This is a genomic window from Streptomyces sp. NPDC008317, from assembly GCF_042955955.1.
Classification (GTDB): Bacteria; Actinomycetota; Actinomycetes; order Streptomycetales; family Streptomycetaceae; genus Actinacidiphila.
Genome location: NZ_JBIBFQ010000010.1, coordinates 209,896 through 236,029, shown reverse-complemented (window position 1 = coordinate 236,029; position 26,134 = coordinate 209,896). Strand labels below are relative to the sequence as shown.

Here is a 26,134-nt window from a genome sequence, read left to right as displayed (position 1 = left end):
AGCCGAGAGCATGCGGTCCACGAGGTGAAATCGCGTTGCCAGGACCCGCTGGCCGCTGGTTACGGTGCGTCCATGGTTGCCAGAACCCCCGCTCACACGGTGCTCGAAGGCCGTTTCGTCCGCCTCGAACCGCTCGCTCCCGGCCATGTGCCCGATCTGTTCGCCGCGGGCGGCGGTGACGAGGAGGTGTGGCGCTGGCTGCCGGTGGAGCCGCCGCGCACCGAGGACGAGCTGCGCGATCTCGCGGTACGGGTCGCCGCCGACGCGGAGGCCGCGGGCGGTCTCGCCTTCGCCGTCGTGGAGCGGGCGGGCGGCCGGGCCGTCGGCTGGACGACGTACCACGACGTGAGCGCCAGGGACGAGCGGCTGGAGATCGGCTGGACCTGGTACGGCCGCGCCCATTGGCGGACCCCGGTCAACACCGAGGCCAAGCTGCTGCTGATGGGCCATGCCTTCGAGGAGCTGGGCATGGGGCGGATCTGCTGGAAGACGGATCATCTCAACATCAGGTCGCAGCGGGCCATCGCGCGGCTCGGCGCGGTCCGCGAGGGGGTCTGGCGCCGCCACCGGCTGCGCTCGGACGGTGTGACGTGGCGCGACAGCGTCTTCTTCTCGATGCTGGCCGAGGAGTGGCCGGAGGCGAAGCGGCGGTTGCGGGCGCGGCTGGAGGGCGGCGCGGAGGCGGGGGCCGGACGGGTCGGGGCGGGCTGACGGTCCGGGGTGGGCCGACCGTGGGCCGACGCTGTTCGGGGAAGCGCGTCGGCCCACGGTCGGCGGCTGGCGGTCACGCGGTCGGCGGTCTCGCGGGGGCCGGTCTCACTCGTACTCCGTGCCGCCTTTGCGGGTCAGGTAGGCGTCGCTGACGACCTTGGCGATGGCCCGGCCGCCGAGCACGTCGCTGTAGCGGTCGTCGGCCGTGCGCACCACGACGCCCTCGCGCAGGTGCAGGCCGCGGCCGGAGACCGTCTCCGTGCCCTGGGCCAGCGCCAGCACCGCCTCCTGGTCGAAGGGGCCCTCGAACAGCTTGGGCACCAGCGGCACTTCGCCCGCCAGCAGCGCGAAGGCGTCCAGCCAGCGCACCCGCCCGCCGATGTCCGCGCACACGTCGAACGCCGCGTAACCGGGCGCGCCCTGCGCGCGGGCGTCGGCGCCGTAGCCGAGATCCTGCACACCGCTGCCGTACACCTCGCCGTAGACGCCGATCCGGTCGGCGCCCAGCCGCTCGGCGAGCCGGGCCGCGACGGCGGGCAGGCCGTGGCCGAGGACGGCGCGCCAGTAGAGATTGCGGTCGGTCTCGGTGAGGGCGAGGCGCTGTCCGCCGAGGCCCTTGGACGTGACGTGCACGGCGCCGCTGTCCGCGTAGTAGGTGAGGCAGCAGGCCGTGCCGTGCAGCTTCTCGGTGACGGTGACCGGGTCGCCCGGCGCGAAGATGTCCGGATAGCGCTTGAGGTTCTCGATGTCGATCCAGGGCAGCAGGTCGGGCGCCGACTCCACGTCGCCGCTCATCGACACCGGCACCGGAGGCACCCATTTGACGATGCCGAGCCGTTCGGCGAAGTCCGCTCCCCCGGCGGCGGCCCGCTCCAGGTCCGTACCGTCGAGCGCGGCCGGGCGGCAGACGATGCCCTGCGACAGCTCGCCGCGCAGCCGGACCGCCCTGACGCGGTTCGCGGCGCTTCCGGCCAGCCTGCCGGTCAGGCCCAGCTCCGTGATCAACGGCTCGGGCAGCACGGCCTGTTCGGGGATGTAGACGGCGAAGTCGCCGCTGCGGTAGGCACCTTTGGCGACCACGGCGCGGTAGAGGCCGACCTGCGCCAGTTCGAGCGCGTCGGCGTTGGGGTGGTCGAGGATGGTGAGCCGCTCCGCGGTCACGCGCAATGTGGACATGACGGTCCCCCCGTATGTGGTGGTCGGATGGTGGTGGTCGGGTGTTCTCCCCGACGATCACTGTGGCGGGGGGCGCGGGCGCCCGGCCACCGGTTTTCGGCGCGGTGCGGTGGAGGGACCGGGGCGGGCGTGTGCGAGTCTCTCGGTGTGCGATACATCATCATCGGAGCGGGAGCGGTCGGCGGCACGATCGGCGGGCGGCTGTTCGACGGCGGTCACGAGGTCGTCCTGGTGGCGCGCGGCGGGCATCTCGACGCGCTGCGCGAGCGGGGGCTGCGGCTCGAACTGCCGGACCGCACGCTGACGTTGCCCGTGCCCGTCGCGGACGGGCCGGAGGCGCTGCGGGCGCGGCCCGACGACGTGCTGGTGCTGGGCGTCAAGACGCAGGACACGGCGTCGGTGCTGACGCGGTGGGACGGGTACGGGGTCGGGTCGGACGGTGCCGGTCCCGCCGTGGTGTGCGCGCAGAACGGGGTCGAGAACGAGCGGCTGGCGCTGCGCCGCTTCCCGAACGTGCACGGGATGTGCGTCTGGCTGCCGGCCTCCCACCTGGAGCCGGGTGTCGTGCAGGCGCCGGGTGCGCCGCTGTCCGGGATTCTGACCTTGGGCCGCTATCCGTCGGGCGCGGACGACACGACGCGGCGGATCGCCGCCGACCTTGAGGGCTCGGGCTTCGCGGCGCCGGTCTCGCAGGACGTGATGGCGTGGAAGTACGGCAAATTGCTCTCGAATCTGGGCAACTCCCTGGAGGCGGTGTCCGGTCCGATCGGTGAGGGGCCGCTGTTCGAGGTGTATCAACGGGCCCGCGCGGAAGGAGTCGCGGTGCTGGACGCGGCCGGTGTCACGCACGTCAGCCAGGAGGAGCAGGCCCGCGTGCGCGGCGACCGGGTGGAGCTGCTGCCCGTCAACGGCGGTGAGCGCGGCGGCGGTTCGTCCTGGCAGAGCCTCACCCGGGGCACCGGCTCCATCGAGGCCGACTACCTCAACGGCGAGATCGTGCTGCTGGGCCGCCGCTTCGGCGTGCCGACGCCCGTCAACGAGGCGCTGCGCCGTACCGCCAACTCCTTTGCCCGCGACGGCCGCCGCCCCGGTGACCTGACGGCGGACGAGACGGCGGCGCTGGTCGCCGCGAGCCGGGCGTAGGCGGCGCGACGGCCAACGGACGTCGGCCGCAGTGGCTGTGCGCCCGGGACCGCCCGCTCCCTACGGCACCGTCTCCGGCCGCATCCGGAAGTCGTACGCGGCGGGCAGCGGGTGTTCCGCCCGCGCGCGGGTCCTGATGTCGTCGGTGACGGGGCCGTCGCCCGCGACAAGGCGCTCGGCTATGGCGTACCAGGTGTCGGTCAGCGCCTCGGCGCCCTCGTACAGATCCTCCACGACGAAGCCCTCGTCGAACAGCGCGCGGGCCTCGGCGACTTGGCCGCGGGCGAGCGCGGTCTGCGCGCGCAGCAGCCGAAGCCGCCCGCAGTCGGGGCCGTGCCGGTCGCCCTCCGGGGCCTGGTCCGGATCGGCGAGGACGCGTTCGGCGTCGGCGGCGCGGCCCGCGGCGAGCAGGACGGGCACGGCCTCGACGATCAGGGCGCGCCGGACGTCCGGGCGGTCCGGGAGCGCGGTGAACGTCTCGCGCAGGCTGTCGTACGCGGCCAGGTAGCGGTCGGCGGCGCGGTCGGTCTGGCCCGCGTCGGCCTCGGCGACGGCCAGGGCGCGCAGGCCCCACGGCGAGGGGTGGGCGGCGACCGACCGTTCCCAACTGCGCACGGCCTGCGCGCGGTCGCCCGCGGCCCACTGGGCGATGCCGAGGTAGTAGTCGCGGAACCACTCGTTGCCGGGATAGGTGTCGGCGGACTCCAGCAGTTCGCGCCACTCCGGGGAGACGAGCGCGGGTCCCGGCGGCGCGTCGGCGGCGGGTCTCGGGAAGATCCCGGCGAGCAGCAGTTCCAGCCAGGGCTTCTGCGGGTCGCCGAGCGTGGTGGCGGGGAACGGGGTGCCGGGCAGGTGGAAGTGGCCGCGCTCGCTTTCGAGGGCGCCCCAGCCGGAGCCGGTGGCGAGCAGGTCCTTGGGGTCGGTGTCGGCGTGCGCCAGCCACGCGGTGTAGGCGGCGTCGACGGTGGCGCGCGGGAGTGCGGCCTCGAGTCGTCCCCCGGCCTCGGCGCGCGCGGCGGACCAGTCGTCGCCGTGCACGAGCGCGGGGTCGGCGGCGAGCGGTCCGTACGCCTCCAGCCAGGAGAATTCCGAATCCGCGGCCATGGGGATGTGTTCGAGCTGTGTCCTGGCGAGACCTGCCTGGATCTCCAGGTAGCCGCCGGTGCCGGGCTCGGTCAGCCACTCCTGCCAGCGCCGCCCGCCGCGGCCGTGGCCCCACAGGAAGAGCTTGCGTCCGCGCAGCAGGTCGGTGGAGGTCTGGACGAGGCCGTGTCCTTCGCCGTCGAGCGCGGTGATCCAGCGGCGGTCGGTGTCGGCCACGTCGAAGAAATAGTCGGCGGCGTGCTCGGAGCGGGTGGTGTACGTGATGTCGGTGGCGCCCTCGGGCGCGGGGACCGGCACATGGCTGAGGGTGCGGCTGTAGCCGAAGTGCCAGGCGGCGTCGGCGGGGGCGAGCACCCGGGTGCGGTCGGTCTCGGGAACGGCGATGTTGGACCACCAGTAGGCGGGCACGGTGCGCTCGTGCGGATTGCGGACCCGGATGCCGACGTAGAGGAAGTCGGAGTCGGCGGGCAGCCACATGTCGATCTGGAAGGGCAGGTCGCGCAGCCGCTCCCACTCCCACAGGCGCAGCATCTCGCCGCCGTCCGGGGCGGGGACGCGGGCGGCGTGCAGCGGGGCGCAGGTGTGGGCGGCGTGGCCGGTGGCGCCGAGATTCCACTCCACGCCGCCGGAGAACCAGGCACCGGCCAGCGCGAACGCGGCGGGCTGGAACACCGGGTTGCGGTAGAGCAGTTCACGTCCGGTCGCCTTGTGGACCAGCGAGTACAGCCTGCCGCCGAGGCCGGGCAGCACGGTGGCGCGGATGCGGTCGTTCTCGATGACGAGTGCGTCGAGGGCGGCCGGGGCGCGGTCCCGGCCGTAGCCGTCGAGGACGCGAACCGGCAGCACCGAGCGCAGCGGCGCGTAGCCGAGCTGCCTGGCCATGTCGGCGGGCAGTCCCTCGCGGTCCTTGAGGTCCAGCCGGTGCAGCTCGTCGAGCGGGCGCAATGCGGGCAGCGGGTTCTCCGGGCCGAGGGCCGCGGCCGGAATGCTCACAGCGGTACGCCGCACGGTCGTAGGCAAGGCCACCTCTTCTGGCACACGTGGCCGCCTTCGGTCGCGGCGGCCGTCTGATGACCATGGAACAGGTTTCCCGTCGCGGTGAACAGAGCCCGCCGTGGTCAGGGTTGGGCAAAACCTGTGGAATCGGTCAGAAATCCGGCCATAAATTCGGCCGCGGGACCGGCCGGGCGCGGCCTTCTCGATCTTCCGCGCACCGCACCGGACAGGGAGCCCGCGGGCTGTCCCGGCCGCCGGACCGGGGGCATTGTCGGTGGTCGCTGCTACAACGGTGGCCATGACGACTTCGCGCTCCTCGCAGACGCCGGCCTCGCCCGAACTCCGGTTCACCGACTGGCTCGAACTCATCGAGGAGCGGTCCGCGGTCCTGCGCGAGGCCGCGCGGGCCGCACCCGTCGAGGCCCGGATTCCGGGCTGCCCCGACTGGACCGTCCGGGATCTGCTGACGCATGTCGGCCAGGTGCAGCGCTTCTGGGCGGCGACGGTCGCCGCGGGCCCCGCCGTCCGGCCGCCGTCGGACGGGGTGCTCGGCGACCGCATGCCGGGGGACGACCTGCCGTCCTGGTCGGCGGCCTCGACGGTGCTGCTGCTCGACGCCCTGCGGGCGGCCGGTCCCGACACCGGCTGTTGGACCTGGTGGGCGGAGTCGGGCAACGCGGCAACCTCGGGCTCCGTCGCCCGCCACCAGGTCCAGGAGGCGGCCGTCCACGCCCGCGACGCGCAGGAGGCCGCGGGGGTCACCGAACCGCTGCCGCCCGCCCTCGCCGCCGACGCCCTGGATGAATTCCTGCACGTCGGCTTCGGCTCGATGGACGGCTGGCCGCACGCACCGGCCCGTGTCGCGCTGGTCGCCGACGAGGGCCCGGCCTGGACCCTGATCCTCGACACCACCGGTGCCTCGGCGGTCCGCGGCGGACCCGGCGACGGCCCGGAGCCCGGTGCCACCCTCTCCGGCCCCGCCAGCGATCTGCTGCTGGCGCTGTACCGCAGGGCCCCCTGGGACGGGGCCGACGCGCTGCGGCTGACCGGAGACCCCGCGCTGGTACGGCAGTTGGTGGTCTGGCCGCCGCTCGGCTGACCACGTACCGTCCTGCGTGAGGGAGTGATGCGCATGTCTGGTCGCGGGATACGAGCGTCCGGTGTGGCGTTAGGGGTGATCGCCCTGCTGTCCGCCTGCTCCTCGGGCGGTTCCACGCACCGCCCCGTCGTCACCGACTCCGCCCGCGTCACCATCGAGGCACCGCCCCCGGTCGGCAGCATCGAGCACCCCCGCCCGGTGGCGTGCGTCGAAGCCGTGCGCTCGCCCGGCGGCTCCGCCACCGAGGTGACCACGGGCAACAGCCCCGCGAGATCCACTGGTTCGACCACCATCGCACCCACCTCCCCTTCCTCTACTTCCTCTTCTTCCGATGCTTCCGCTTCGTCTTCCGCCGCACCGGCCACCGCGAAGAACGATGTAACGGTGGGTCCCCTCACCTGGACCGGTCTGCGCGCCCTGGCGGACGGCGACCAGACCGGCCACGGCTACCACAACTCCGACGGCTGGCATTACAAGGTCGCCGCCTCCATACGGACCGGGTCGACGGTCACCTTGACCATCGGCGCCGAGCAGCGGGCCAAGGCCGGACTGGAGTACGGCCGTGCCTTCGGGTCCACCCCGGCCCCCGCGATCACCTTCGACGCCTGCCCGGCCCAGCCCGTCGTCTTCATCGGCGGCTTCTTCGTCGCCGGTGACGGCCACGCCTGCGTCCCGGTGGACGTCCAGGTCGGCCAGGGCGCGCCGCGACGCGTGGTGATCTCCTTCTTCAACGGACAGTGCCCCGCTGCGTAGGCTGGGATCATGACCGAGCCGACGCCCGATCCCGCCGCCGAGAGCGAGCCCGCTCACGACCCCGAGCTGCTTCAGCTCGCCGCCCAGGTCTTCGACCTCGCCCGGCAGGGCGACACCGACAAACTGGCCGCCTACATCGACGCGGGAGTCCCCGCGAATCTCACCAACGACCGCGGTGACACCCTGCTGATGCTCGCCGCCTACCACGGTCACGGGCAGACCGTGCGGGCGCTGCTGGCCCGCGGCGCGGAGCCGGACCGTGCCAACGACCGGGGCCAGACCCCGTTGGCCGGCGCCGTCTTCAAGGGCGAGCAGGACGTCATCACCGCCCTGGTCGACGGCGGCGCCGACCCGGCCGCGGGCGTGCCGTCCGCGGTCGACACGGCCCGGATGTTCGGCAAGGACGAGTTGCTGAAGCTCTTCGGCGCCCAGTGACCCCCGTGACGCTCGTCCCCTCCTGCGTGGCCTCGGCCCTCGGCGGTGCGGCACCCACCTGGTCCTACACCGAGCTCACCCACAATCAGGACAACCAGGCCACCGACGGCATCTGGCGGGTGACCGGCCCCGACGGCAGCGCGGTCCTCAAGGTGTGCGTCCCCAAGGGCTCGGGCAGTTGGCAGACCAGCCCCGAGCCGCGGCACTGGAACCACTGGCGCCGTGAGCCGCTCGCCTACCGCGACGGCCTGACCGCGACCGTCTTCGCCGACGCCGGGATCGACGGCCCCCGCCTGCTCGCCGCGGACGAGCGGGCGGACGGCTCCTTCGCCCTGTGGCTGGAGGACGTCACCGGGGTGCCCGGCTCACAGTGGCCGGTGGAGCGCCTGGCCGCCTTCGCCCATGGCCTCGGTTTCGCACAGGCCCGCTGGACCGGGCGGCTCCCTGCGGAGCCCTGGCTCTCCCGGGGCTGGCTCCGCCAGTACGTGGAGAGCAAGTCCCTGCCCGCTGAACTCCCCTGGGACCTGCCCGACGCCGCCGCCGTCTGGCCCGCCGCCCTGCGCACCGGCCTGCGCCGTATGTGGGAGCAGCGCGACACCCTGCTCGCCGCCGCCGAGTCCGGCCCCCGCACCCTGTGCCACCTGGATGTCTGGCCGCTCAACCTGATCGCCCAGGACGACTCCCCCGCGCACTCCCCCGGCGCCCCGGCCGCCCGACCGGCCGGCGGCCGTACCGTCCTGCTCGACTGGGCCTTCGTCGGGGAAGGCGCCGTGGGCGAGGACATCGCCAACCTCATCCCGGACTGCGTCGCCGACGGCCTGATACCAGGGGAGTTGCTGCCGGAGATCTCCGCCGCCGTCATCGAGGGCTATCTGGCCGGTGCCCGCGATGCCGGGGCCGCCCTGGGCGAGGACGAGCTGCGCCGCTCGGTGGCCGCCGCGGGCGCCGCCAAATACTGCTGGCTCGCCCCTTTGATGCTCACCCGCCTCGCCGTCGGCGGCCGGGTCGGCTCCGCCGCCTACGACGTGGACTACGACCCCCTGGCCGTACTCCGCCGCAGGACCGACCTCTTCGAGCACCTGGTCTCCTGGTCGGAACAGATCCTCAGCCCCGCCCGCTGAGGACCCTCCCGCAGAAGACCCTGACGAACGGGACCCCCTCCCCCACGGGGGCCTGTCCGATGTCGGCCTCGCGCTAGCTGATGGCTTCCGTCCGCTCGGCCAGGCTGGTCGCGCCGCGCTCGGTCAGCGAGCCGTGCAGCCGCAGCCGGGATATGCCGCCGTCGGGGAAGATCTCGATCCGGACGTGGGTGGCCGGTATCGGGTTGACCAGGAAGCGGTGCACGCTGTCCGGCTGGAGCTTGACCCGCGGCAGCAGCGGGATCCACTCGCCGTCCTCCCCGTCGCGGACCGACAGCGTCGCCCAGCCCGCCGCGTTGCCCTTGAGATAGGCCGTGTCGATCTCGATGGCGCGGATCACGCCCTGGTCCACGAGCCGGTACTGGATCCAGTCGTTCCCGGTGTCACGGCGGCGGCGGGTCTCCCAGCCGTCGTCCATCTTCCGGGAGCGGCCGGGCAGGATGGTGTGCTCGGGCGGGGAGTAGAAGCGGTCGGAGGCGTCCTCCACTGTGCCGCCGTTCTCCAGCGCCACCAGGTCGAAGGTGCCCAGTTCGGCCAGCCACCCCGGGTCGGGCGCCACCTCGCCGTAGACCCGCAGCCGGGCGATCCCCCCGTCGGGGTGCTGCCGCAGGCGCAGGTGGGTGAAGCGCCGCTCCACATGCACCGCGAACGCGTTCTCCGCGTGCCCGCCGACCGCCGTGCGCGGGACCAGCTCGGTCCACTCCACCGCCGGGTCGAGCAGATCCTCGGGCGCCGCCGACATCGAGTGCGCGGTGGCCTCCACCGACACCGCCTGCGGGTAATTGCCCCGGAAGTGCGCGGTGTCGATCACCAGGCCGCGGATCACGCCCGGCGCCCCCAGCCGTATCAGCGCCCAGTCGTGGTCGGCCGGATCGGGGTGCGGGACCTGCGCGGACGCCCCCCGCCTGCGCCGCGTCTCCCAGCCGTCCATGATCTTGCCCTTGTGCCCGAAGCGCTCGGGGTCGAAGACCGCGGGCCCGGCCACCAGCAGATTCTCCCGCTCGGCGAAGAACTCGTCATTGGCGGCGACCACCCCCGCGCCCAGCCTGCGGTCGGCCAGGTCCGCGAGTCCCGCGAAGGGAAGCTCCACGCGGCGGTAGTCCGCGAAGGGGTTGCCGCCGCCGTAAGGAAGCGCGTCACCCGTGAAGGAGGTCAGGTCCGTGAAAGTGCCGGCCCCGGTTCCGGCCGCCGCGCCTGCCGCCGCTCCCCCAGCCGTTCCCCCCGCCGGTGCCGTCCCCGGCGCCGATCCCGCTGCCGTCGTCTCATGCGTCTCTGTCGTCGTCATGTCTCTACTCTCGGCCGACCCGACCCTTCACGTCCATCGAAACTTACTGAAGCCATTGTTCAGTCCAACTGCATGGTCGGGTCCAGCTCCGCGGCCCGCCGCAGCGCCCCCAGCGTCCGCCGCAGCAGCGGGGCGTCCTGCGAGCCGCCGCGCACCGCGCCCACGATCCGGCGCCGCGGCCGGTCCACGTCCAGCGGCCGTACCGCCAAGTCCTGGGTCAGGGCGCCGGACGCGGACATCCGCGGCACCAGCGCGATCCCCATTCCGGCCGCGACCAGGGCGAAGATCGCGGGCCAGTCGGCGGCGGCGTGCGCCTGCTCCGGCACGAATCCGGCCTCGGCGCAGGCCGCCAGGGTGATCTCGCGCCACGGTCCGCGACTGCCGAAGATCCACGGGTCCTCGGCGAGCTGGGCCAGTCGCAGCCCCGGCGCGGCGGCCAGCGGATGCGTCGCGGGCAGCGCGATGTCCAGCGGGTCGGTGAGCAGCGGGGCGATCACGAAGCGCGTGTCGCGGGCCGTCGGCGCGTCCACAGCCAGCGACAACGCGAGATCCACGTCTCCGGCGGCCAGCTCCTCGTACACCTCGGCGGCCTCCGCCTCGCGCACCGACAAGGTGATGCCGGGCGCGTCGCGGCGCAGCAGCCGGGCGGCGGGCACCACCAGGCGCGTGATGGACGTGGCGATGGCGCCGACCTTCACGACGCCGACCTCGCCCTGTGCGTACCCGTCGAGCTCGGCGCCCGCGCGTTCGAGCTGCGCGAAGACGACCTCGGCGTGTCTGAGCAGGACGTGCGCGGCGCCGGTCAGCCGTACGCCGCGACCGCGCGCCTCCAACACCGGCGTGCCGATCTGCTTGGAGAGCGCGGCCAGTTGCTGCGAGACGGCCGACGGGGTCATCCGCAGCGCGCCCGCGGCGGCCGTGACCGTACCGGTGTCGCGCAGCGCGCGGAGGATTTGCAGCTTGCGGAGATCCCAGTCCTTCATGCAGCCAGCCTAAACAATTCCGGCCCGATACCCCGGCTCAAACCGAACGGTGCGCGGGACGCAGGATTCGTACGAGGCGCCCGTACGCCCCCCCCCCGAAGGCCCCCTTGAGTCCGCCGGACGGATCAGGACGCCGCGCTCCCCTCCGCCACCACACCCTCGCGGTGCTGCTGCGGGCTGATGCCGCGGACGCGCTTGAAGGCGGCGCTGAGCGCGAAGGGGCTGCCGTATCCCACCTTGCGGGCCACGGCGCCAATGGTGGCGTCCGGCTCGCGCAGCAGGTCGGCGGCGAGGGAGAGCCGCCAGTTGGTCAGGTACGACATGGGCGGTTCGCCGACGAGATCGGTGAAGCGGCGGCCGAGGGCGGCGCGGGAGACGCCGGTCCTGGCGGCCAGCGCCGCGACCGTCCACGGGTGCGCGGGGTCGTCGTGCAGCAGGCGCAGCGCGGGGCCGACGACCGGGTCGCTCTGGGCGACGTACCAGGCGGGCGCGCCGGCCTCCGGGCGGGAGAACCAGGCGCGCAGCACCGCGATCAGCAGCAGGTCGAGGAGCCGGTCGAGGACGACCTCCTGCCCCGGCTCGTCCCTGACGATCTCCTCGCAGAGCAGTGCGGGCAGCGGGCTGGCCCAGGCGTCGCCCGGCATGACCAGGACGTGCGGCAGGGCGGAGAGCAGCCGCTGGCTGATCTCGCCGCGCATCTGATACGTCCCGGTGATCATCACCACGGAGTCCTCGGCGGTCCCGGCACCCCTCTGACCTGCGCCGACGCCGACGGCTCCCGACACGGACCGCACCGGTCCCGCCGCGCCGACCGTACCCACCGCCTCGGGCGGCACATCACCCCACGTCCTGACCCCCAGGTCCATCTCCTCGCACAACTCGACGCCCTGCGGGGTCGCGGAGACCTGTCCGGGATGGATGACGATCTGCGGCTCGGTGGCCGGCGCGTCCGCGACCGTGTACGGCTCCGGGCCCCGGATCACCGCGATGTCACCGGGGCACAGCCGTACGGGGTCGCCCTTGTCCGGCACCACCCAGCCGTCGCCGCGCACCATCAGGGCCAGCGTCAGCGGCGCCCGGTCCTCGATCCGCAGCGACCAGGGCGGGGTGAGGATCGACCGCAGCAGGAAGGCGCCTCGGGCCCGCGGCCCGTCCAGCAGATTCGCCAGTGCGTCCATGCGCCCAGCCTAGGACTGGACGCCCGCGCATGGGGGTGAGCTTTTCGACGATGGTCCCGCCGCCCTCGCCGCCGTTTCACTGAGGCCATGACACCGAACGCGCATACCGCGCCCCGCGACCGGACACCTCAGCGGGCACCTCGACAGCCACCTCAGCAGCCACCTCAACAGGCTCCGCACCAGCAGCATTACGCGGCGTGGCCGTACGGTACGCCGCCGCCTCAGCCGATGTCCGGCGGCGGCGCGGCGGACCCGGAGCGGCAGCCGCGCCGGGAGCGGCCGCTCCCGCAGGACCGCTCCGGTCGGGACCGCCAACCCGCCTACCAGCGCCCCGAGTCGGGCCGGAATCCGACCGCTCGTCCCCGAGGACCCAGAGGAGTTGCCATGTCCGGCGACATCCGCAGTCTCGTGCTGCTCGCCGCCACGCTCGCCACCGGCCTGATGGCGGGCCTGTACTTCGCCTTCTCCGTCGCCGTCATGCCGGGCCTCGCCGCCTCCGACGACCGGACGTTCGTGGAGGCCATGCAACGCGTCAACGTGGCCATACTCAACGGCTGGTTCAGCCTCGCCTTCGGCGGCGCCCTGGTCCTGGGCGGGATCGCGGCGGCGCTGCACTGGCGCGGCGACGGACGGCCCGCGCTGCCGTGGATCATCGCCGGGGTGGCCCTCTACGCCGCCTCGCTCGTCGTCACCATGGGCTTCAACGTCCCGCTCAACGACAAGCTCGCCGCGGCGGGCGACCCGTCGAAGATCCGCGATCTCGCCGCCGTCCGGGAGCAGTTCGAGTCCGCCTGGCTGCGCTGGAACGTCGCCCGCGTCCTGACCACGACCGCCGCGCTCGGCTGCCTCGCCTGGGCCCTGCGGCTGGGCCGGGGATGACCCCCGCCGGGCCGACGGGCGAACGGCACGCGGCTTCGCGGCCGTTACGCCCTAAGGCGTGTCCGGCGGATCATGGGCGGTCCAGGCGGCGTGTGGTGTTCCCCCGGCCTCCGTCCGGGGGCCCTTGAGCGCAAGGCGCCGGGGTGGCCTCAAAGCGGAGCTATTCGGGTGTTCCGGCGACGCGGCGGGCGTGCGTGCCAGGCGCCGTCAGCCAGAGGCGACTTCACGGACACGCCCTGGGCGGTCACCGCGGCCGCGATCCGCCGCGCCACCTCGTCGGGGGCGACGTCCGCCGTCTCGACGATCTCGGCCTCCTCGCGCAGCCAGGGGAGGGCGTCGGCGTACGGGGCGACGTGGTCGTGCCGCCAGCGTCGGATGCCGGTGCCCTCGGGGTCGTTGTCGATCCGCGCGGCGAGCGTCAACGGGTCGGCGTGCAGCACGAAGTGCCGCAGCGGAATGCCGGACTTCGCGAACCCGTCCCGCAGTTCGGTCCAGTACGCCCGCACCAGCACCGACTGCGGTACGACCAGCGTCCCGCCGACGTAACCGAGGATCTGCGCGGCCGTCTCGACCACGAGGGCGCGCCACGGCGGATGGTCCTGGAAGTCGGCGACGGGGACCGAGTCGAGGACGGGGCGCAGCACGGAGCCGACCGTCTCGGAGTCGAAGATCCGCGCGTCGGGGAGGAGTTCGGTGAGCAGCCGGGACGTCGTGGTCTTGCCGACGCCGAAGGTGCCGTTGAGCCAGACGATCATGCCCGCGAGCACAACGGGCACGTGGGCGGCCGTCCGGGGACCCGGACAGGACTACGGGGCCGGCACGTACGGCCGACAGCGGGCGTACGGCGTCAGGTGAACGATCCGTGGCGGCCCTCGCCGGAGGCGAAGCGGGAGGCGCCCGCCGCCGCCTCGGTCAGGGAGGTCCGGCCGTGCGCCAACTCCACGGCCAGGGCGGCCTCTTCGGGCAGAGCTTCCTGCTCCAGCAGGGAGAGCCGGTCCTCGCGCAGGCAAGTCTGAGGGAAGGCGGCGATCTCGGCCGCGAGTCGCTCGGCGGCGGCGCGGGCGGTGCCGGGCGGGACGACACGGTCGACGAGGCCGATGGCGAGGGCTTCCGCCGCGTCGACCGGACGGCCGGTGAGGACGAGGTCCATCGCCCGGCCCGCGCCGATCAGCCGGGGCAGCCGTACGGTGCCGCCGTCGATCAGTGGCACGCCCCAGCGGCGGCAGAAGACGCCGAACACGGCGTCCTCCTCGGCGACGCGGAGGTCGCACCAGAGCGCGAGTTCGAGACCGCCCGCGACGGCGTGCCCGGAGACGGCGGCGATCACCGGTTTCCCGAGCCGCATACGGGTCGGCCCCATCGGGCCGTCGCCGTCGTCGGCGACCGTGTTGCCGCGTGCGGTGCCGATCGCCTTGAGGTCGGCGCCCGCGCAGAAGGTGCCGCCCTCGCCCCAGAGGACGGCGACGGCCGCCTCATCGTCCGCGTCGAAGGCGCGGAAGGCGTCCGCGAGCGCGGCGGCCGTGGGCCCGTCCACCGCGTTGCGCGCCTCCGGCCTGGACAACACCACGGTGGTGACGGCACCTTCGCGCTCGCTGCGTACGGACATCTCTCGCGCCTTCCGGTCGGCCGTCTGCGTGTCTACGTGGTTACGTGGTTACGTGTCGCGGGCATCGCACATGGACCGTGTACCCGCAGCGTTAACACGCGGGCACCCGCCTGAGCAAGACACCCCCTGGGGGTATATCGTCAACCGGGTGACAGCGGACGGCGACGGTACGGCACACGCGCACCGGCCGCGTACGCCCCGGCTGTTGGCGGTGTGCGCGGTCCTCCTCGGGCTGTTCTTCATGCACGGCGCACCGGCTTCCGCGAGCGAGGGCTGCCACGGCGTGCCCATGGCCATGAACATGGGCACGGACATGGGTATCGCGCGGATGTCCGCTACCGCACCCGTCGCCGCCACCACCCACTCGACTCCGCAGGTACGGCCGCAGACCCCCGCCCCCCACGTCGCCAAGACCGGCTCCGGCGGTACGTGTTGGGCCACGCCCGTACGCGCGCGGGCACGGCTCACCGGCTGGGCGCAGGTCGCCTCCGCCGTACCGCCCTTGCTGGGGGCGGGGTTGGCCGCCTCCGGCACCGCGCCGTCTCGGGACCGGCGGCGCGCTCCGCCGCCGGGCGGGCGGGCGATATTGCTGCGGGTGTGCGTCGCGCGGACGTGAAGGGACCCGCCGCGCCGGGGAGTTCCCGGTGCGGCGTCGCGCCCTCACATCCGTCCGCATCGCATCCATATGCGCGCCGTTTTCCGCGCGCTCACCCGAAAGAGCATCATGCGAACACTCCGGCCCGCTCTCCTCGCGGCCACCGCCGCGACCTGCGCTCTGCTGCTCGGCCTGACCGCCTGCGGCGGCGGCTCCTCCACGACCACCGGCCAGGCGCACGGCCACGCCCCGGCGTCGTCACCCGAGTCGCCCACGTCGCCCACCGCGTCCACGCCCTCCACGAACGGCATGAACGGCATGGACGGCATGGACGGCATGGACGGCATGGACGCCCCAGCCTCCGCCAACGGCCTGTCCGCCGACCGCGACGGCTACCGCCTCGTCTCCCCCGACGCGCGGCTGCCTTCCGGCGCGCCCGCCACGTACCGCTTCTCCGTCACCGCGCCCGACGGCAGGCCGTTGACCGCCTTCGCGCTCGACCAGACGCAGCGGATGCACTTCTACGCGGTCCGGTCCGATCTCACCGGCTTCCAGCACGTGCATCCGGGGATGGCGAAGGACGGCACCTGGACGGCGCGGCTGGCGGCGCTCACACCCGGCGCGTGGCGGTTCTTCGCGTCCTTCACGCCGGACGCGGGCCCCGGCAAGGGGACGGACGTCGTCCTGAGCCGTACGGTCACGGTCCCCGGCACCGCCTCGTCGCCCGTGCCGCTGCCCGCGCCCAAGACCAGCGCCACGGTGGACGGTTACACGGTGACGGTGAAGGGCGACATCATGTCGGGCATGGCGCATCCGCTGGCCGTGACCGTGACCAGGAACGGCCGCCCGGTGACCGATCTCCAGCCGTACCTGGGGACGTACGCGCACCTGACGGCGTTCCACGCCGGTGATCTGGCGTTCGCGCAACTGCATCCGACGACGGCCGTGAACGGCGATCACGGCGGCCCCGAACTGGCCTTCCACGCCGAGCTTCCGACGGCGGGAGACTGGCGGCTGTTCCTCCAGTTCCGCACGCAAGGCACCCTGCACACGGCCGCGTTGACGCTCCGCGCGGGCTGACGCACCGCCACCACGGGCGCTGCGCACGGAGTTGACTCAGGGCGGCGTCAGTGGTGTTCCTGGACGAGCACCGCGAGGGTGTCCGGCTCCAACGCGCGGAAGATGTGCGACTCGTCGCCCGGATAGGCGATGTAGTCGCCGGGGTGGAGTTCGACGGGATCATCCGTGAGGCCGACCAGCGCGCGGCCGGTACTGAGCACCACGTGCTCGATCATGCCGGGCGCGTGCGGGTCGGACTCGCGGGCGGTGCCGGGCTGTACGGACACCAGGTAGATGTCGCGGCGCGCGTGCGGCGGGCAGGAGGCGAGGAGCGTGGCCACGTAATCCGCGCGCTCGGCGGCGAAGGCGACGCCCTCGCCCGCGCGGACGACGCGGACGCGGGGGCGGGGCGGGTCGACGAGCTGGGCGAAGGCCACGTTCAGGGTGACGCTCAGCGCCCACAGGGTCTCGACGCTGGGGTTGCCGGTGCCCGATTCGAGCTGGGAGAGCGTGGATTTCGCGATGCCCGCGCGGCGGGCGACCTCGGCGAGGGACAGGCCCGCGCGGCGGCGCTCGCGCTGGAGGGATTCCGCGATGGCCGCCAGCGGCGCCCGCCCGCTCTGCCGCTCCCGTCCACCCTCGTCCGCGCCGCGTCCCGGCTCCCCCGACTCTCCTGACGCGTGCGCCCCCTTGTCCGTCGCCATCGCCGCACCCTTCGTTCGCCAAACAAGTCCACTCGTTCGCCTTGACGAACGATCCTCACTTCGTTCATTATAGGCGGCGATGCGTTCGATATGGCGAACTCCGGAGAAGGACCTGGTGCGGGACATCGCCCTGGTCTGCGTCGCCGATGCCGTCGTCGGGGTGTCGTTCGGCGCCATCGCCGTGGGGCTCGGCCTGCCGGTGTGGCTGCCGATGCTCCTGTCGGTGGTGGTCTTCGCGGGCGCGTCGCAGTTCATGTTCATCGGCATCGTCGCGGCGGGCGGCAATCCGGTGGCGGCGGTCGTCGCGGGCCTGCTCGTGAACGCGCGGCACGTACCGTTCGGCTTCGCGGTCGGCGACGTCTTCGGCACCGGGCCGCTCCGCCGCATCGCGGGCAGCCATCTGATGGCGGACGAGACCGTGGCCTTCACCCTCGCCCAGCGCGAACCCGAACGGCGGCGGGCGGCGTACTGGGCGTGCGGCATCGGCCTGTTCGTCTGCTGGAACGCCGGTGTCGTCCTGGGAGCTCTGGGCGGCGGCGCGGTCGGCGACACCGACGCCTTCGGGCTGGACGCGGCCTTCCCAGCCGTGCTGCTGGCCCTGGTACTGCCGTCCCTCGGCGACTCCGCGACGCGCAGGGCAGCGCTGGCCGGAGTGGCGATCGCACTCGCCGCGACGCCGTATCTGCCCGCCGGACTGCCGGTGTTGCTCGCCTTGGCCGGGGTCGGAGCGGCGCGGGCGGGCGGTCGTCGCGAGGAGCCGGACCCCGCCGTGCGGACCGGAGCGGGACGATGAGTACGGGGACGAGCCTGCTGCTCGCCACCGTCGCCCTGGGCGCGGGCACCTTCGCCTTCCGTTTCGCCGGGCCCGTGCTGCGCGCCCGCGTCACCCTCTCGCCGCGCCTGGAACGGCTGATGGCGCTCTGCGTCGTCGTGCTGCTCGCCGCCCTGGTCGCCACCTCCAGCCTCACCGAGGGCCACGGCTTCGCCGGAGCCGCCCGCCCGGCCGGGGTCGCCGTCGGCGGTCTGTGCGCGTGGCGCCGGGCACCCTTCCTCGTGGTGGTGCTCGCCGCCGCGGCCACCACGGCGGCGCTGCGACTGCTGGGCGCGAGCTGAAAACAGTACAGACGGGACGCGGGCCCCACAACCCACCGAAGCGCCCCTGACGTGGCGTCAATTCCGTTGCAGATCGTCTCGATTCGTAGCTGACAGCCGGATTCCAGATCGTGTTACGTGACATGTCTCCGTCGATTCACGCTCGGCAGTCACCGTCCGGACGGAGAGACACCCCCCCACTGGAGGACACGTGACCGGTCCGCTGTCCCGACGAGTTTCCCTACGACTGCGCACGGCGCTGCTCGGCGTGCTCACCACATGCCTGGCGTTCACCGTCGCCGGAGCCGGAGGCGGCGCATCCGCGTCCGCCGCTGACACCGGCTCCCTGCCGTTCTCGGGCGCCACGACGTCCGGCCTGCACAACACCTACGACCCCGCCGCCTTCCCGTACCTCGCCCAGGCGTTGGACACAGGCACGTCGCTGATCGAACTGGACGTGTGGGACGACTTCTTCACCCAGGAGTGGAAGGTCAGCCACTCCAGCCTGACCAGCAACGGCAACAACTGCGTGGACGCGTCCTCGCCGTCGCAGCTCTACACGGGCGGCGCGAACAAGGACCTGGAGAGCTGCCTGGACGACGTACGCGTCTGGCTCGGCGCGCACCCCGGCCACGCGCCGCTGATGATCAAGCTGGAGATGAAGGCGGGCTTCCAGGCCAACCTCGGCATGAGCCCTGCCAAGTTGGACCAGTCGATCAGCGCGCACCTCGGCAGCCTGGTGTTCAAGCCGTCCGACCTGCTGGCCAAGCCCGGCGGCGGCAGCTACGGCACGCTCGACGAGGCCGCCCAGGCGGGCAACTGGCCGACGCGGCAGCAACTCGCGGGCAAGGTGATCCTGGAGATCATCCCCGGCACCGTCGAGGAGAACAACCCGACCGACACGCTGTGGACGGACGTCGAGTACGCGAGCTACCTCAAGGGGCACGTCTCGACCGCCCAGGTCTTCCCGACCGTGCACAACGTGCAGTCGGGCGACCCGCGTTCGCGCTACTCCGACGCCTCGCTGCGCCCGTGGTTCGTGATCTTCGACGGTGACGCCTCGGCGTTCCTCAACGTCGACACGAATTGGTACGACGCGCGCCATTACCTGCTCGTGATGACCGACTCGCAGAATGTCGCGCCCGCCCTGGACGACGCGAATCCGTCCCCGGCCGACGCGCAGGCGCGGATCGCCCAACTCGCCGCGGCTCACGCGACGATCGCCTCGAACGACTGGAAGGGGCTTCCCCAGATCCAGTCGCTCGTCCTGCCGCGCGGCAACGGCTGACGGTCCTGGTTCCAGGGCCGACCGCGGCCGCGCAGCACGGCACCCCACGGCGACCGCCGGCCGTGGGGTGCCGTTCCTTCTCCGCCTGCCTTTCCCGTCCCGCTCAGACGGGGACGGCGCCGCCGAACGCGGGCGCCCGGTAGGTGTCGAGGCGGGCGGCCTTCGGCCCGGCCGCCTCCTCCCGGTGCAGGCCGCGGACCGCGGGCAGCGCCGCCGCCAGCGTCCGCGTCGACGCCTCCGTCCACGGGCCGCCGGGCACCAGCACCACGTGCCCGATGCCCAGACCGGCGAAGTGGCGGCAGTGCGCGACGAGTTCATCCGCCGACTCCTGCGGCCGCAGCCTGACGCTGACGGATGTGTCGATGTCGCCGAGCGGGCGGCCGATCTTGCGGCAGTGCACGGCGAGGATGTCGAGCTTGCGGCGGATGGTGGCGCCGCCGTTGGGCACGTCGAGCAGATTGCAGGCGTCGGCGTACCGCGCGACCAGCGGCAGCATCCGTGCCTCGCCGTTTCCGCCGATCAGCACCGGCGGGTGCGGGCCGCTGAGCGGCAGCGGACTGGGGTACGGCCTGGCCAGGTCGCAGTGCGCGCCGCGGAAGGGGCTGTCGTCGCCCGACCACATCCGGTGCGCGAGCCGCAGCACGTCCTCGATCCGCTCGAAGCGTTCGGGGGCGCCGGGCGCGGGCGGGCCCAGCGCGGCGGCCTGGTGGTCGGCGTATCCGGCGCCGATGCCGAGCCAGGCCCGGCCGCCGGACAGGACGTCGAGCGTCGTGACCGCCGTGATCAGCGGGCCGGCCGCGTCGTTGCCGACCGGGCTCGCCATGGCGCCGAGCCGCACCCGTTCACTGCGCGACGCGAGGAGTCCCAGCGTCGTGTACGCCTCCAGGACCGCCTCGTCCGGTGAGCGCGTCGGGTCGGTCCGCGTCGGGTCGGTCCGCGTCGGGTCCGTCCGCGTCAGATGGTCCGTGACCCACACCGTGTCGAGCCCGATCTCGTCGGCGGTGGCGACGACCCGCTCCAACTGCCGTGCGGAGCCGCGCGGTCCCTCGGGCCAGGCGTCGTGGGCGACACTGATACTGATCCGCATCGTCTACGCCTCCGGTCCCGGGCGGTCGCCGGTCGGACTGAGGTGGAGCGCGGCCAACCGCCATACGCCGTCGGTCTCGACGATCGTCTGCGTCACCCGGAAGTACCCGTCCGCGTCCCGCCCGTCGAAGATGCTCTGCTGGCCCTGCACCCCGGTGGCGACGGCCGCCCGCCCGTACTGACGGATCGTCACCTCGGCCCAGGTGAAGGCGTCGTGGACGAGCGCGCCGGAGGCGTAGCGGTCGAGCCACTGCTTCTTGTCGAGGACGAAGCCGCGCGGTCCCACCGCGCTGAAGTCGTCGGTCAGCAGCGCGTCCAGCGCGGTCACGTCGCCGCGCCGTTCCGCCTCGGTCCATCGGCGCGCGAAGTCCGTCAGCTCCTGCTCGTCTTCCATGGCCGTGCCTCCTCGCGAGCGGGTGCGAAAGCCCCGGCGGAGGCCGGACTCCCGGCCACCCGTGTGCCGGTCCGGGGTGCCTCACCAGACTCCCGCGTACGCCGCCGCGCCGCATCGCCCGGCGGTATGCCTCTGCCGTACTCCCCCGGTCAACCCGCCCCGCTCCCACCCGTACTCCCCGGGGAGTAACGCCCCGCCCTCGCCCTCCCCTCACCCCCTTCGCCGGGCGTCCCCGCCCCACAATTCGCTGGCCACCCCCACCGCCGCGACGGCACTGTGTCCCCATGCGAGAACCCGCCCGGCGCGTCCGCGCCCTCCACACCCCCACCACGATCACCGTCTACCAGGCCTACGCTCCCGCGATCGGCCTCCCCGCCGCCCGCGACGGCCGCTTCCCCGCCTCCTGGAGCCGGGACCGCATGACGTGGATCAAGCCGTCGTTCCTGTGGATGATGTACCGCTGCGGTTGGGGCGCCAAGGCGGGGCAGGAGACGGTGCTCGCGGTGGAGATCACCCGTGACGGATTCGAGTGGGCGCTTCGGCACGCGTGTCTGTCCCACTACTCCCCCGACGTGCACGCCGACCGGGACGCGTGGCGTCGGCAGCTCAAGCGCGCTCCCGCGCGGGTGCAGTGGGACCCCGAACGGGACGTGCGGCTGCGGCCGTTGCCGTACCGGTCGCTGCAACTCGGGCTGTCGGGCGAGGCGGTGCGGGAGTACGCGGACACGTGGATCGTGGGGATCAGGGATGTGACGCCGCTGGCGCGGGAGGTGCACCGCTTGGTCGGGGCCGGGGACGTCGAGGGGGCGGAGCGGCTGGTGCCGGAGGAGCGGGCGTATGACGTCGTGGGCGGGCTGCCGGAGCGGGTGGGCGGGAGTTCGGGTGTCTGACCCGTGGGCGGCGGTGGGCGGGGCCCGGGGCGAGGGTGCCGCCCTGTGGGTCTTCTCGGTCGTGTTCGGGCGGGTCACCGTCGGCATGGTGGCGCAATTCGCGGTGCGCTGGCGGGCGTGCGGATGCGCGGCCTCGGCGATCCGTCAGCGGGCGCGGAGACCGGGAGAGGACTACGCCGACAGCGAGGCGTGGTCGCCCATCACGATCACCGGGTGGTCGGCCGGGACGAGCGTGTGCAGGAGGTCGACCATGTGCGCCGCGGAGACGCTGACGCAGCCGTGCGTCGGGCCGCCGTGGTCGACGTGGACCCAGATGCCGCCGCCGCGGTTGGCACCGAGCGGCTGGGTGCCGTCGAGCGGGGACGTACCGGGCACGCGGTTGTAGTCGATGGCGATGACGTAGTCGAAGGCGGCGTCCAGCGGCTCGCCGTCGAAGCCGACGCCGCCCGCGCGGAAGGCGGACGAGTGGTGGTAGGGCAGCTTGGCGCCCGGATCGGCGTCGAAGCCGCCCGCGTCGCTGAGGGTGAACACGCCGATAGGGCTGTGCAGATCGCCCGAGTGGTGCTTGTCGGTCCAGCCGCGCAGGGCGTTGTGCGCGGGCCAGGCCGCGCCCGCGCTCCAGTGGCCGTCGGCGGTACGGGACCACAGGGTGACGGTGGAGTCGGCGGAGTTCTTGGCCTTGCCCGAGGCCACCAGCACCTGCCGGGTGGCGGCGGGGATCGCGGAGCGGGTCTTGGGGCCGAGGCCCGGGATCACGGTGGGCGCCTCGTCCTTGACGCTCAGGGTGCCGGGGCCCGCGGCCTTGGCGGACGCGCCGGGCACCGCGGCCTGACCGTGCCCGGAGCCGCCGTTCCTGCCGCTGTCCGCGGCGGCGGAACCCGCGCCGTGCCGGTCCATCACCACATATCCGGCGCCGACGACCGCCAGCACGACGAACGCGGCGGCGCCGATCCCGGCCCTCCGTCGCAGCACATGTTTCCGACGCCGGTGGCGGTTTCGGCCACGGCCTTCTGTGGAGCGGCTCTCAGCGAAGGAGCCCGCGGGAGCGGAAGTCATCCCGGCGATCCTCGCAAACTCAGACCCATATGCACCACCCAGGGTGACCTCTCGCCCGATTTGCCCCGCATATCCCCCACCGTCCGCACCCGCCGCGCACACCGTACGCCCTGACCGGGCGTCAGCGAAGGATCAGCGGACGGCGCGGTGGATCGCGACCAGCAGCCGCCACACGTGAGCGGCGAAGGCGTCCGGCGAAAGGTCCAGACGGCCGTGCAGCCAGTCGGCGAGCAGGCCGGTGAACACGGCCGCGGTGGCGGAGGCGGCGAGCGCGGGCGACGGGGCGCCCGCGCGGGTGCGGTCGGCGAACGAACGAGCGCGGAGTTCGTCGTGGAGGAGCGCGCCGAGCGGGCCGCCGCCGCCTTCCGCGATCAGACCGCGGTAGAGGTCGGCCCGCCCGGCCACGACGGCGAGGAATTCGGCCAGCGGGGCGGGCGGCGCGTCGGGCCCCGGCGGCGCGGTCCAGGCGTGCAGCGCGTCGGCCGCTTCCCGTACGACGTCGGCGCAGGAGTCGACCGCGAGCGCCTGGAGACCGTCGTAGTGCAGATACAGGGTCGCCCGGCCGACCCCCGCGCGGCGCGCCACCGCCGACAGGCTGACCTGGTCCAGCGGGCGCTGCGCGCACTCGTCGAGCAGCGCGGCCCGCAGCCGGGCGCGGGTCCTGAGCGTACGGGGATCGGACGTCGCGCGCCCCCCGCTCACCTCACCCGTAGCGATCACACCCCTCATCCAGCCACAAGCACCGCCGCCAGCGCCACGACCGCGGGCGCGAACTGCACAAAGAGAATCTTGCGGGACGCGGTCGCCGCGCCGTACGCACCCGCCAGGATCACACAGCACAGGAAGAACACCCGGGCCTGGAAGCCCACCGGGTCGGAGGCGATCAGGCCCCAGACGAGTCCGGCGGCCAGGAAGCCGTTGTAGAGGCCCTGGTTGGCGGCGAGCGGCGCGGTGATCCTGGCGCCCTCGTCGTCGAGCCCGTGCAGCGCACGGCCGCGCGGACCGCGCCACAGGAACATCTCCAGCACGAGCGCGTACACATGGAAGGCGGCGACCCCGCCGACCAGGATTCCCGCGACGACCTTCACGACCGTGCACCACGCCTTCCGTTGACCGGACTTACCGCTCTCCGACTTCCTGGACAACTGTACAGGAAGTCGGAAACCCCTCTCCCTGCCGGGAAGCCCGCCGGGCAGTGGCCTCTGCGCCAGGAAGTCCCCGAGGCCGGGGGGAAGTCACCGTTACGCGGTCGGCCGCACGCGGCTCACACGTCCCGCACCAGCGCCTGCGCCAGCTCGCGCGGTCGGCTCAGCGCGAGCAGATGCCCGCCGGGCAGTTCCTCGACGTCCACGCCGATCCGCTCCTTGCCCAGCCGCCGCTGGAATTCCAGCGGGAAGAAGCGGTCCTGCGCGCCCTGGAGGAAGCGGGTCGGCACATCGGGCCACGCCGTCAGCGGCCACGGCTGCGTGAAGACCCGTTCCGGCGCGCCGCCCGACGGGGCGGAGTTCATGGCCTCCTCGGTGATCTCCCGCGGCACGTCGTGGAAGAAGTCGACGCGCACGTCGAACGCGGTGTCGCGTCCCTCCTCCCGCGCGTACGCCTCGCGGGCGGCCTGCTGGCCGGTGTGGTCCCACCACTCCCCCGCCGTCTCGCCGGGCAGCGGCACCATCGCGTTGAGGAGTACGAGCCGGTCGGCGCGCAGCCGCTCGCAGGCCAGCGGCGCGGAGAATCCGGCGAGCGACAGCGCCACGAGGACCAGCGGCCGGGCCAGCCGGTCGACGTCGCCGCACGCCGCCACGATCGCGTCCGCGTAGGCGTCGAGGTCGGCGGCGCTGTCCTCGGGCAGGTCGAGCGTCACCGCCTCGTGCCCGCGGGCGCGCAGTTCCGGTACGAGCCGGTGCCAGCCCCAGGCGCGGCCGTCCGCGCCGGGGACGAGTACGAAAGTCGCCATCGTTCACGCCTGCTTTCGTCGGGGCGCGCCCGGGACACGGGCCCGCTGCTCCCCATAGGACCGCGGGCGCGGCCGAAACTCATCGCGGATCGGCGGCGGCCGTCCCCGGTCGGCCGGGCCGACGACGGCGGTTTCCGCGCCGCCCGCGTCGTCGTCCCGGCGCCGGTCACGGCCGCCGCCCTTCCCGCCCCCGACTCCGCCCTGACATACGGCGTCGGTACGTCCTCCCCGACCGGCCGGTCGGGCCCTTCGGGTGCCTCACGGGCTCACCGGCTCAGCGGCTCACCGCATCAGCGCATCACCGCCTCAGCGGCTCACCGGCTCAGCGGCTCAGCGGCTCAGCCCGAAAGTGATCCGGTACCCGGCCTCGCCCCGGCTGGTGAAGGTGCTGGTCGCGTCGTCGTCCACATACGAGTACGCGAACGGCTCGGCCTTCTTGAACACGTCCGCGTACCTCACCGGCCACTGGTCGGGCAGGCACATCGAGCGCGGCGCCCACGTGCCGCGGCAGCAGTACTGGTCGGTGTCGAAGACCCCGCAGGGCGACTCGCAACCGACCACCCGGCCACCGGACGTCACCTGGAGGGCGGCCGGACAGTCCACGGCGTGGGTGCAGCCCGCGGCCGAGCAGCCGTTCGCCGAGATCGGGTCCTTCGTCGTACCGCCGACGAGGTTGATGTACATCGGGAGGTTGGAGCCGTCGACGAGGCTGACGTCGTAGAAGTCCATCCCGTCCCACGAGTTGAGGTTGAACTCCGCCAGTGTCGCCGGGATCACCCCGTAACCGGGGCACTGGAAGCGGCCGTCGCAGTCGCCGGTCTCGCAGTGGCCGCGGCCCGAGGCGTCGAAGGAGCAGCCGGTACGGCCCCAGAAGCGGCCGTTCCAGTGGTCGGGCACGCGGACGCCGAGGGTCTGCCCAGGGCGCAGGACCCAGCCGGTGGTGGTGAGCGCGGGCCGGGCGGTCTGCTCGCCCGAGGCGAGCCAGATCGTCTGGTCCACGTCGTTGACGAAGGTGAACACCCGGGTGCCGGAACGCGGTGGGAGCTTCGCACCGGCGGGCGGCGCGGCGGTGCGCGTCGCGGTCGGCCGCGGGGGCTGCCGGGAAGCGGTCGGCTTCGGCTTCTTGGCGGCGGTCGTCGCGGAGGGGGTGACGGTCGGTGTCACGGACGGCGCGGCCGTGGTCGTGACCTGCCCCGCCGATACGGGCGCGGCGCCCGCCGTGGCCGAGGTGTCGGCCGAACCGCCGCCAGGCCGTTGGCCGGAGACCACCCAGACCGCCACGCACAGGGCCGCGACGGCCAGCGCCACCGCCGCCGACACGGCACCGCGCCGTGATCGTCCGCCGTGCCGAGCTCTGCGTCCCATCGCTTCCTCCGCGCCGTGGCCGCCGTCAATACCGTTGATGCCTGTGGCCAGCGCATCCCGTACGTCCCGCACATGCCGACTCACCGGCGATCAGGAGACGGCCGGGGAGCGGCGGGGATAACGGATTTCCGGTACGGCGAAGGCCCGACTCCGGCCGCGGGAGGGGG

Annotated in this window: 27 protein-coding genes and 1 pseudogene; 13 read left to right on the top strand and 15 right to left on the bottom strand. The window is 73.4% G+C overall.

Features of this window, described 5'->3' with window-relative positions; genetic code table 11:
* Positions 1-72 precede the first annotated feature (72 nt).
* Complete coding sequence (locus ACFY9V_RS29675; RefSeq protein WP_391051339.1) at positions 73-711, top strand: GNAT family N-acetyltransferase; 639 nt, start codon at positions 73-75, stop codon at positions 709-711.
* A 105-nt stretch (positions 712-816) separates the two neighbouring features.
* On the opposite strand, the gene ACFY9V_RS29670 is transcribed toward ACFY9V_RS29675, so the two are convergent.
* On the bottom strand, positions 817-1,887 hold the full coding sequence (locus ACFY9V_RS29670; RefSeq protein WP_391163711.1) for an RNA ligase (ATP): 1,071 nt from the start codon (positions 1,885-1,887) through the stop codon (positions 817-819).
* A gap of 147 nt (positions 1,888-2,034) precedes the next feature.
* Between ACFY9V_RS29670 and ACFY9V_RS29665 the strand changes: the two genes are divergently transcribed.
* Entirely contained in the window at positions 2,035-3,030 is a 996-nt protein-coding gene (locus tag ACFY9V_RS29665; RefSeq protein ID WP_391163710.1) for a 2-dehydropantoate 2-reductase N-terminal domain-containing protein, read from the top strand.
* A gap of 60 nt (positions 3,031-3,090) precedes the next feature.
* Here the strand turns inward: ACFY9V_RS29665 and ACFY9V_RS29660 are convergent, their stop codons facing one another.
* Positions 3,091-5,142 (bottom strand): DUF5107 domain-containing protein, encoded by a 2,052-nt coding sequence (locus ACFY9V_RS29660; protein WP_391163709.1) that lies wholly within the window; start codon positions 5,140-5,142, stop codon positions 3,091-3,093.
* A gap of 286 nt (positions 5,143-5,428) precedes the next feature.
* Between ACFY9V_RS29660 and ACFY9V_RS29655 the strand changes: the two genes are divergently transcribed.
* Genes ACFY9V_RS29655 through ACFY9V_RS29640 form a run of 4 tightly spaced genes read left to right on the top strand, consistent with a single transcriptional unit; the run spans position 5,429 to position 8,538 of the window.
* Positions 5,429-6,229, top strand: coding sequence for a maleylpyruvate isomerase family mycothiol-dependent enzyme (locus ACFY9V_RS29655; RefSeq protein WP_391051331.1), 801 nt, complete (start codon positions 5,429-5,431; stop codon positions 6,227-6,229).
* A 33-nt stretch (positions 6,230-6,262) separates the two neighbouring features.
* Positions 6,263-6,982 (top strand): hypothetical protein, encoded by a 720-nt coding sequence (locus tag ACFY9V_RS29650; RefSeq protein ID WP_391163708.1) that lies wholly within the window; start codon positions 6,263-6,265, stop codon positions 6,980-6,982.
* Between the two features lie 9 nt (positions 6,983-6,991).
* A complete protein-coding gene (locus ACFY9V_RS29645) occupies positions 6,992-7,417 on the top strand; it encodes an ankyrin repeat domain-containing protein (protein WP_355339292.1) in 426 nt (141 codons plus the stop codon).
* A gap of 5 nt (positions 7,418-7,422) precedes the next feature.
* A complete protein-coding gene (locus tag ACFY9V_RS29640) occupies positions 7,423-8,538 on the top strand; it encodes an aminoglycoside phosphotransferase (protein ID WP_391163707.1) in 1,116 nt (371 codons plus the stop codon).
* Between the two features lie 73 nt (positions 8,539-8,611).
* Here ACFY9V_RS29640 and alc read toward each other — a convergent pair whose 3' ends face one another.
* The 3 genes from alc to ACFY9V_RS29625 form a co-directional block, all read right to left on the bottom strand.
* Positions 8,612-9,841, bottom strand: coding sequence for an allantoicase (gene alc, locus ACFY9V_RS29635; RefSeq protein WP_391163705.1), 1,230 nt, complete (start codon positions 9,839-9,841; stop codon positions 8,612-8,614).
* A 59-nt stretch (positions 9,842-9,900) separates the two neighbouring features.
* Positions 9,901-10,824, bottom strand: a complete 924-nt coding sequence (locus ACFY9V_RS29630) for a LysR substrate-binding domain-containing protein (protein WP_355339283.1) — start codon at positions 10,822-10,824, stop codon at positions 9,901-9,903.
* 125 nt (positions 10,825-10,949) lie between these two features.
* Complete coding sequence (locus ACFY9V_RS29625; protein ID WP_391163704.1) at positions 10,950-12,002, bottom strand: cupin domain-containing protein; 1,053 nt, start codon at positions 12,000-12,002, stop codon at positions 10,950-10,952.
* 384 nt (positions 12,003-12,386) lie between these two features.
* On the opposite strand from ACFY9V_RS29625, the gene ACFY9V_RS29620 reads away from it, so the two are divergent.
* Positions 12,387-12,881 (top strand): anthrone oxygenase family protein, encoded by a 495-nt coding sequence (locus ACFY9V_RS29620; RefSeq protein ID WP_391163703.1) that lies wholly within the window; start codon positions 12,387-12,389, stop codon positions 12,879-12,881.
* Between the two features lie 251 nt (positions 12,882-13,132).
* On the opposite strand, the pseudogene ACFY9V_RS29615 reads toward ACFY9V_RS29620, so the two are convergent.
* Both ACFY9V_RS29615 and ACFY9V_RS29610 read right to left on the bottom strand, forming a co-directional pair.
* A pseudogene (locus ACFY9V_RS29615) lies at positions 13,133-13,636 on the bottom strand (ATP-binding protein); the annotation flags it as partial.
* A 92-nt stretch (positions 13,637-13,728) separates the two neighbouring features.
* The gene (locus ACFY9V_RS29610; RefSeq protein WP_391163702.1) at positions 13,729-14,487 is read right to left on the bottom strand and encodes a crotonase/enoyl-CoA hydratase family protein; all 759 of its coding nucleotides are present in this window, start codon (positions 14,485-14,487) and stop codon (positions 13,729-13,731) included.
* Positions 14,488-14,635: 148 nt separating this feature from the next.
* On the opposite strand from ACFY9V_RS29610, the gene ACFY9V_RS29605 reads away from it, so the two are divergent.
* Both ACFY9V_RS29605 and ACFY9V_RS29600 read left to right on the top strand, forming a co-directional pair.
* A complete protein-coding gene (locus tag ACFY9V_RS29605; protein WP_391163701.1) occupies positions 14,636-15,103 on the top strand; it encodes a hypothetical protein in 468 nt (155 codons plus the stop codon).
* A 108-nt stretch (positions 15,104-15,211) separates the two neighbouring features.
* Positions 15,212-16,162, top strand: a complete 951-nt coding sequence (locus tag ACFY9V_RS29600; RefSeq protein WP_391163700.1) for a hypothetical protein — start codon at positions 15,212-15,214, stop codon at positions 16,160-16,162.
* Positions 16,163-16,209: 47 nt separating this feature from the next.
* On the opposite strand, the gene ACFY9V_RS29595 is transcribed toward ACFY9V_RS29600, so the two are convergent.
* Positions 16,210-16,845 carry a helix-turn-helix domain-containing protein gene (locus ACFY9V_RS29595; protein WP_391163698.1) on the bottom strand — a complete coding sequence of 212 codons (636 nt, stop codon included), beginning with the start codon at positions 16,843-16,845 and terminating at the stop codon, positions 16,210-16,212.
* A gap of 79 nt (positions 16,846-16,924) precedes the next feature.
* On the opposite strand from ACFY9V_RS29595, the gene ACFY9V_RS29590 reads away from it, so the two are divergent.
* From ACFY9V_RS29590 to ACFY9V_RS29580, 3 genes are all read left to right on the top strand, one after another.
* Entirely contained in the window at positions 16,925-17,638 is a 714-nt protein-coding gene (locus ACFY9V_RS29590; protein ID WP_355339262.1) for an AzlC family ABC transporter permease, read from the top strand.
* Positions 17,635-17,958: an AzlD domain-containing protein gene (locus tag ACFY9V_RS29585; protein WP_355339259.1), complete on the top strand. Its 324-nt coding sequence runs from the start codon at positions 17,635-17,637 to the stop codon at positions 17,956-17,958. Before ACFY9V_RS29590 ends, ACFY9V_RS29585 begins: the two co-directional genes overlap by 4 nt.
* A gap of 247 nt (positions 17,959-18,205) precedes the next feature.
* The gene (locus ACFY9V_RS29580; protein WP_391163695.1) at positions 18,206-19,225 is read left to right on the top strand and encodes a Ca2+-dependent phosphoinositide-specific phospholipase C; all 1,020 of its coding nucleotides are present in this window, start codon (positions 18,206-18,208) and stop codon (positions 19,223-19,225) included.
* Positions 19,226-19,328: 103 nt separating this feature from the next.
* Here the strand turns inward: ACFY9V_RS29580 and ACFY9V_RS29575 are convergent, their stop codons facing one another.
* Both ACFY9V_RS29575 and ACFY9V_RS29570 read right to left on the bottom strand, forming a co-directional pair.
* The gene (locus tag ACFY9V_RS29575; protein ID WP_391163693.1) at positions 19,329-20,312 is read right to left on the bottom strand and encodes an LLM class flavin-dependent oxidoreductase; all 984 of its coding nucleotides are present in this window, start codon (positions 20,310-20,312) and stop codon (positions 19,329-19,331) included.
* A 3-nt stretch (positions 20,313-20,315) separates the two neighbouring features.
* Entirely contained in the window at positions 20,316-20,705 is a 390-nt protein-coding gene (locus ACFY9V_RS29570; RefSeq protein ID WP_355339250.1) for a nuclear transport factor 2 family protein, read from the bottom strand.
* Between the two features lie 284 nt (positions 20,706-20,989).
* Between ACFY9V_RS29570 and ACFY9V_RS29565 the strand changes: the two genes are divergently transcribed.
* On the top strand, positions 20,990-21,595 hold the full coding sequence (locus tag ACFY9V_RS29565) for a DUF4291 family protein (RefSeq protein ID WP_391163691.1): 606 nt from the start codon (positions 20,990-20,992) through the stop codon (positions 21,593-21,595).
* 171 nt (positions 21,596-21,766) lie between these two features.
* Here the strand turns inward: ACFY9V_RS29565 and ACFY9V_RS29560 are convergent, their stop codons facing one another.
* The 5 genes from ACFY9V_RS29560 to ACFY9V_RS29540 all read right to left on the bottom strand — a co-directional run bounded on the left by ACFY9V_RS29560 (position 21,767) and on the right by ACFY9V_RS29540 (position 25,967).
* A complete protein-coding gene (locus ACFY9V_RS29560; RefSeq protein ID WP_355339244.1) occupies positions 21,767-22,567 on the bottom strand; it encodes a L,D-transpeptidase family protein in 801 nt (266 codons plus the stop codon).
* 216 nt (positions 22,568-22,783) lie between these two features.
* Positions 22,784-23,371, bottom strand: coding sequence for a TetR family transcriptional regulator (locus ACFY9V_RS29555; RefSeq protein ID WP_391163689.1), 588 nt, complete (start codon positions 23,369-23,371; stop codon positions 22,784-22,786).
* A 5-nt stretch (positions 23,372-23,376) separates the two neighbouring features.
* Positions 23,377-23,739 carry a DUF1304 family protein gene (locus tag ACFY9V_RS29550; protein ID WP_391163687.1) on the bottom strand — a complete coding sequence of 121 codons (363 nt, stop codon included), beginning with the start codon at positions 23,737-23,739 and terminating at the stop codon, positions 23,377-23,379.
* A 176-nt stretch (positions 23,740-23,915) separates the two neighbouring features.
* Positions 23,916-24,602 (bottom strand): alpha/beta hydrolase, encoded by a 687-nt coding sequence (locus ACFY9V_RS29545; RefSeq protein ID WP_355339237.1) that lies wholly within the window; start codon positions 24,600-24,602, stop codon positions 23,916-23,918.
* A 330-nt stretch (positions 24,603-24,932) separates the two neighbouring features.
* A complete protein-coding gene (locus ACFY9V_RS29540) occupies positions 24,933-25,967 on the bottom strand; it encodes a thaumatin family protein (protein WP_391163684.1) in 1,035 nt (344 codons plus the stop codon).
* Positions 25,968-26,134 lie beyond the last annotated feature (167 nt).

What these genes read in the sequence shown, in the direction of transcription:
- ACFY9V_RS29630 (WP_355339283.1), bottom strand. Translation starts at nt 10,824, where the DNA reads ATGAAGGACTGGGATCTCCGCAAGCTGCAAATCCTCCGCGCGCTGCGC.
- ACFY9V_RS29570 (WP_355339250.1), bottom strand. Translation starts at nt 20,705, where the DNA reads ATGGAAGACGAGCAGGAGCTGACGGACTTCGCGCGCCGATGGACCGAG.
- ACFY9V_RS29585 (WP_355339259.1), top strand. Translation starts at nt 17,635, where the DNA reads ATGAGTACGGGGACGAGCCTGCTGCTCGCCACCGTCGCCCTGGGCGCG.
- ACFY9V_RS29540 (WP_391163684.1), bottom strand. Translation starts at nt 25,967, where the DNA reads ATGGGACGCAGAGCTCGGCACGGCGGACGATCACGGCGCGGTGCCGTG.
- ACFY9V_RS29650 (WP_391163708.1), top strand. Translation starts at nt 6,263, where the DNA reads ATGTCTGGTCGCGGGATACGAGCGTCCGGTGTGGCGTTAGGGGTGATC.
- ACFY9V_RS29595 (WP_391163698.1), bottom strand. Translation starts at nt 16,845, where the DNA reads ATGGCGACGGACAAGGGGGCGCACGCGTCAGGAGAGTCGGGGGAGCCG.
- ACFY9V_RS29625 (WP_391163704.1), bottom strand. Translation starts at nt 12,002, where the DNA reads ATGGACGCACTGGCGAATCTGCTGGACGGGCCGCGGGCCCGAGGCGCC.
- ACFY9V_RS29645 (WP_355339292.1), top strand. Translation starts at nt 6,992, where the DNA reads ATGACCGAGCCGACGCCCGATCCCGCCGCCGAGAGCGAGCCCGCTCAC.
- ACFY9V_RS29545 (WP_355339237.1), bottom strand. Translation starts at nt 24,602, where the DNA reads ATGGCGACTTTCGTACTCGTCCCCGGCGCGGACGGCCGCGCCTGGGGC.
- ACFY9V_RS29565 (WP_391163691.1), top strand. Translation starts at nt 20,990, where the DNA reads ATGCGAGAACCCGCCCGGCGCGTCCGCGCCCTCCACACCCCCACCACG.
- ACFY9V_RS29600 (WP_391163700.1), top strand. Translation starts at nt 15,212, where the DNA reads ATGCGAACACTCCGGCCCGCTCTCCTCGCGGCCACCGCCGCGACCTGC.
- alc (WP_391163705.1), bottom strand. Translation starts at nt 9,841, where the DNA reads ATGACGACGACAGAGACGCATGAGACGACGGCAGCGGGATCGGCGCCG.
- ACFY9V_RS29655 (WP_391051331.1), top strand. Translation starts at nt 5,429, where the DNA reads ATGACGACTTCGCGCTCCTCGCAGACGCCGGCCTCGCCCGAACTCCGG.
- ACFY9V_RS29675 (WP_391051339.1), top strand. Translation starts at nt 73, where the DNA reads ATGGTTGCCAGAACCCCCGCTCACACGGTGCTCGAAGGCCGTTTCGTC.
- ACFY9V_RS29620 (WP_391163703.1), top strand. Translation starts at nt 12,387, where the DNA reads ATGTCCGGCGACATCCGCAGTCTCGTGCTGCTCGCCGCCACGCTCGCC.
- ACFY9V_RS29575 (WP_391163693.1), bottom strand. Translation starts at nt 20,312, where the DNA reads ATGCGGATCAGTATCAGTGTCGCCCACGACGCCTGGCCCGAGGGACCG.
- ACFY9V_RS29670 (WP_391163711.1), bottom strand. Translation starts at nt 1,887, where the DNA reads ATGTCCACATTGCGCGTGACCGCGGAGCGGCTCACCATCCTCGACCAC.
- ACFY9V_RS29590 (WP_355339262.1), top strand. Translation starts at nt 16,925, where the DNA reads ATGCGTTCGATATGGCGAACTCCGGAGAAGGACCTGGTGCGGGACATC.
- ACFY9V_RS29610 (WP_391163702.1), bottom strand. Translation starts at nt 14,487, where the DNA reads ATGTCCGTACGCAGCGAGCGCGAAGGTGCCGTCACCACCGTGGTGTTG.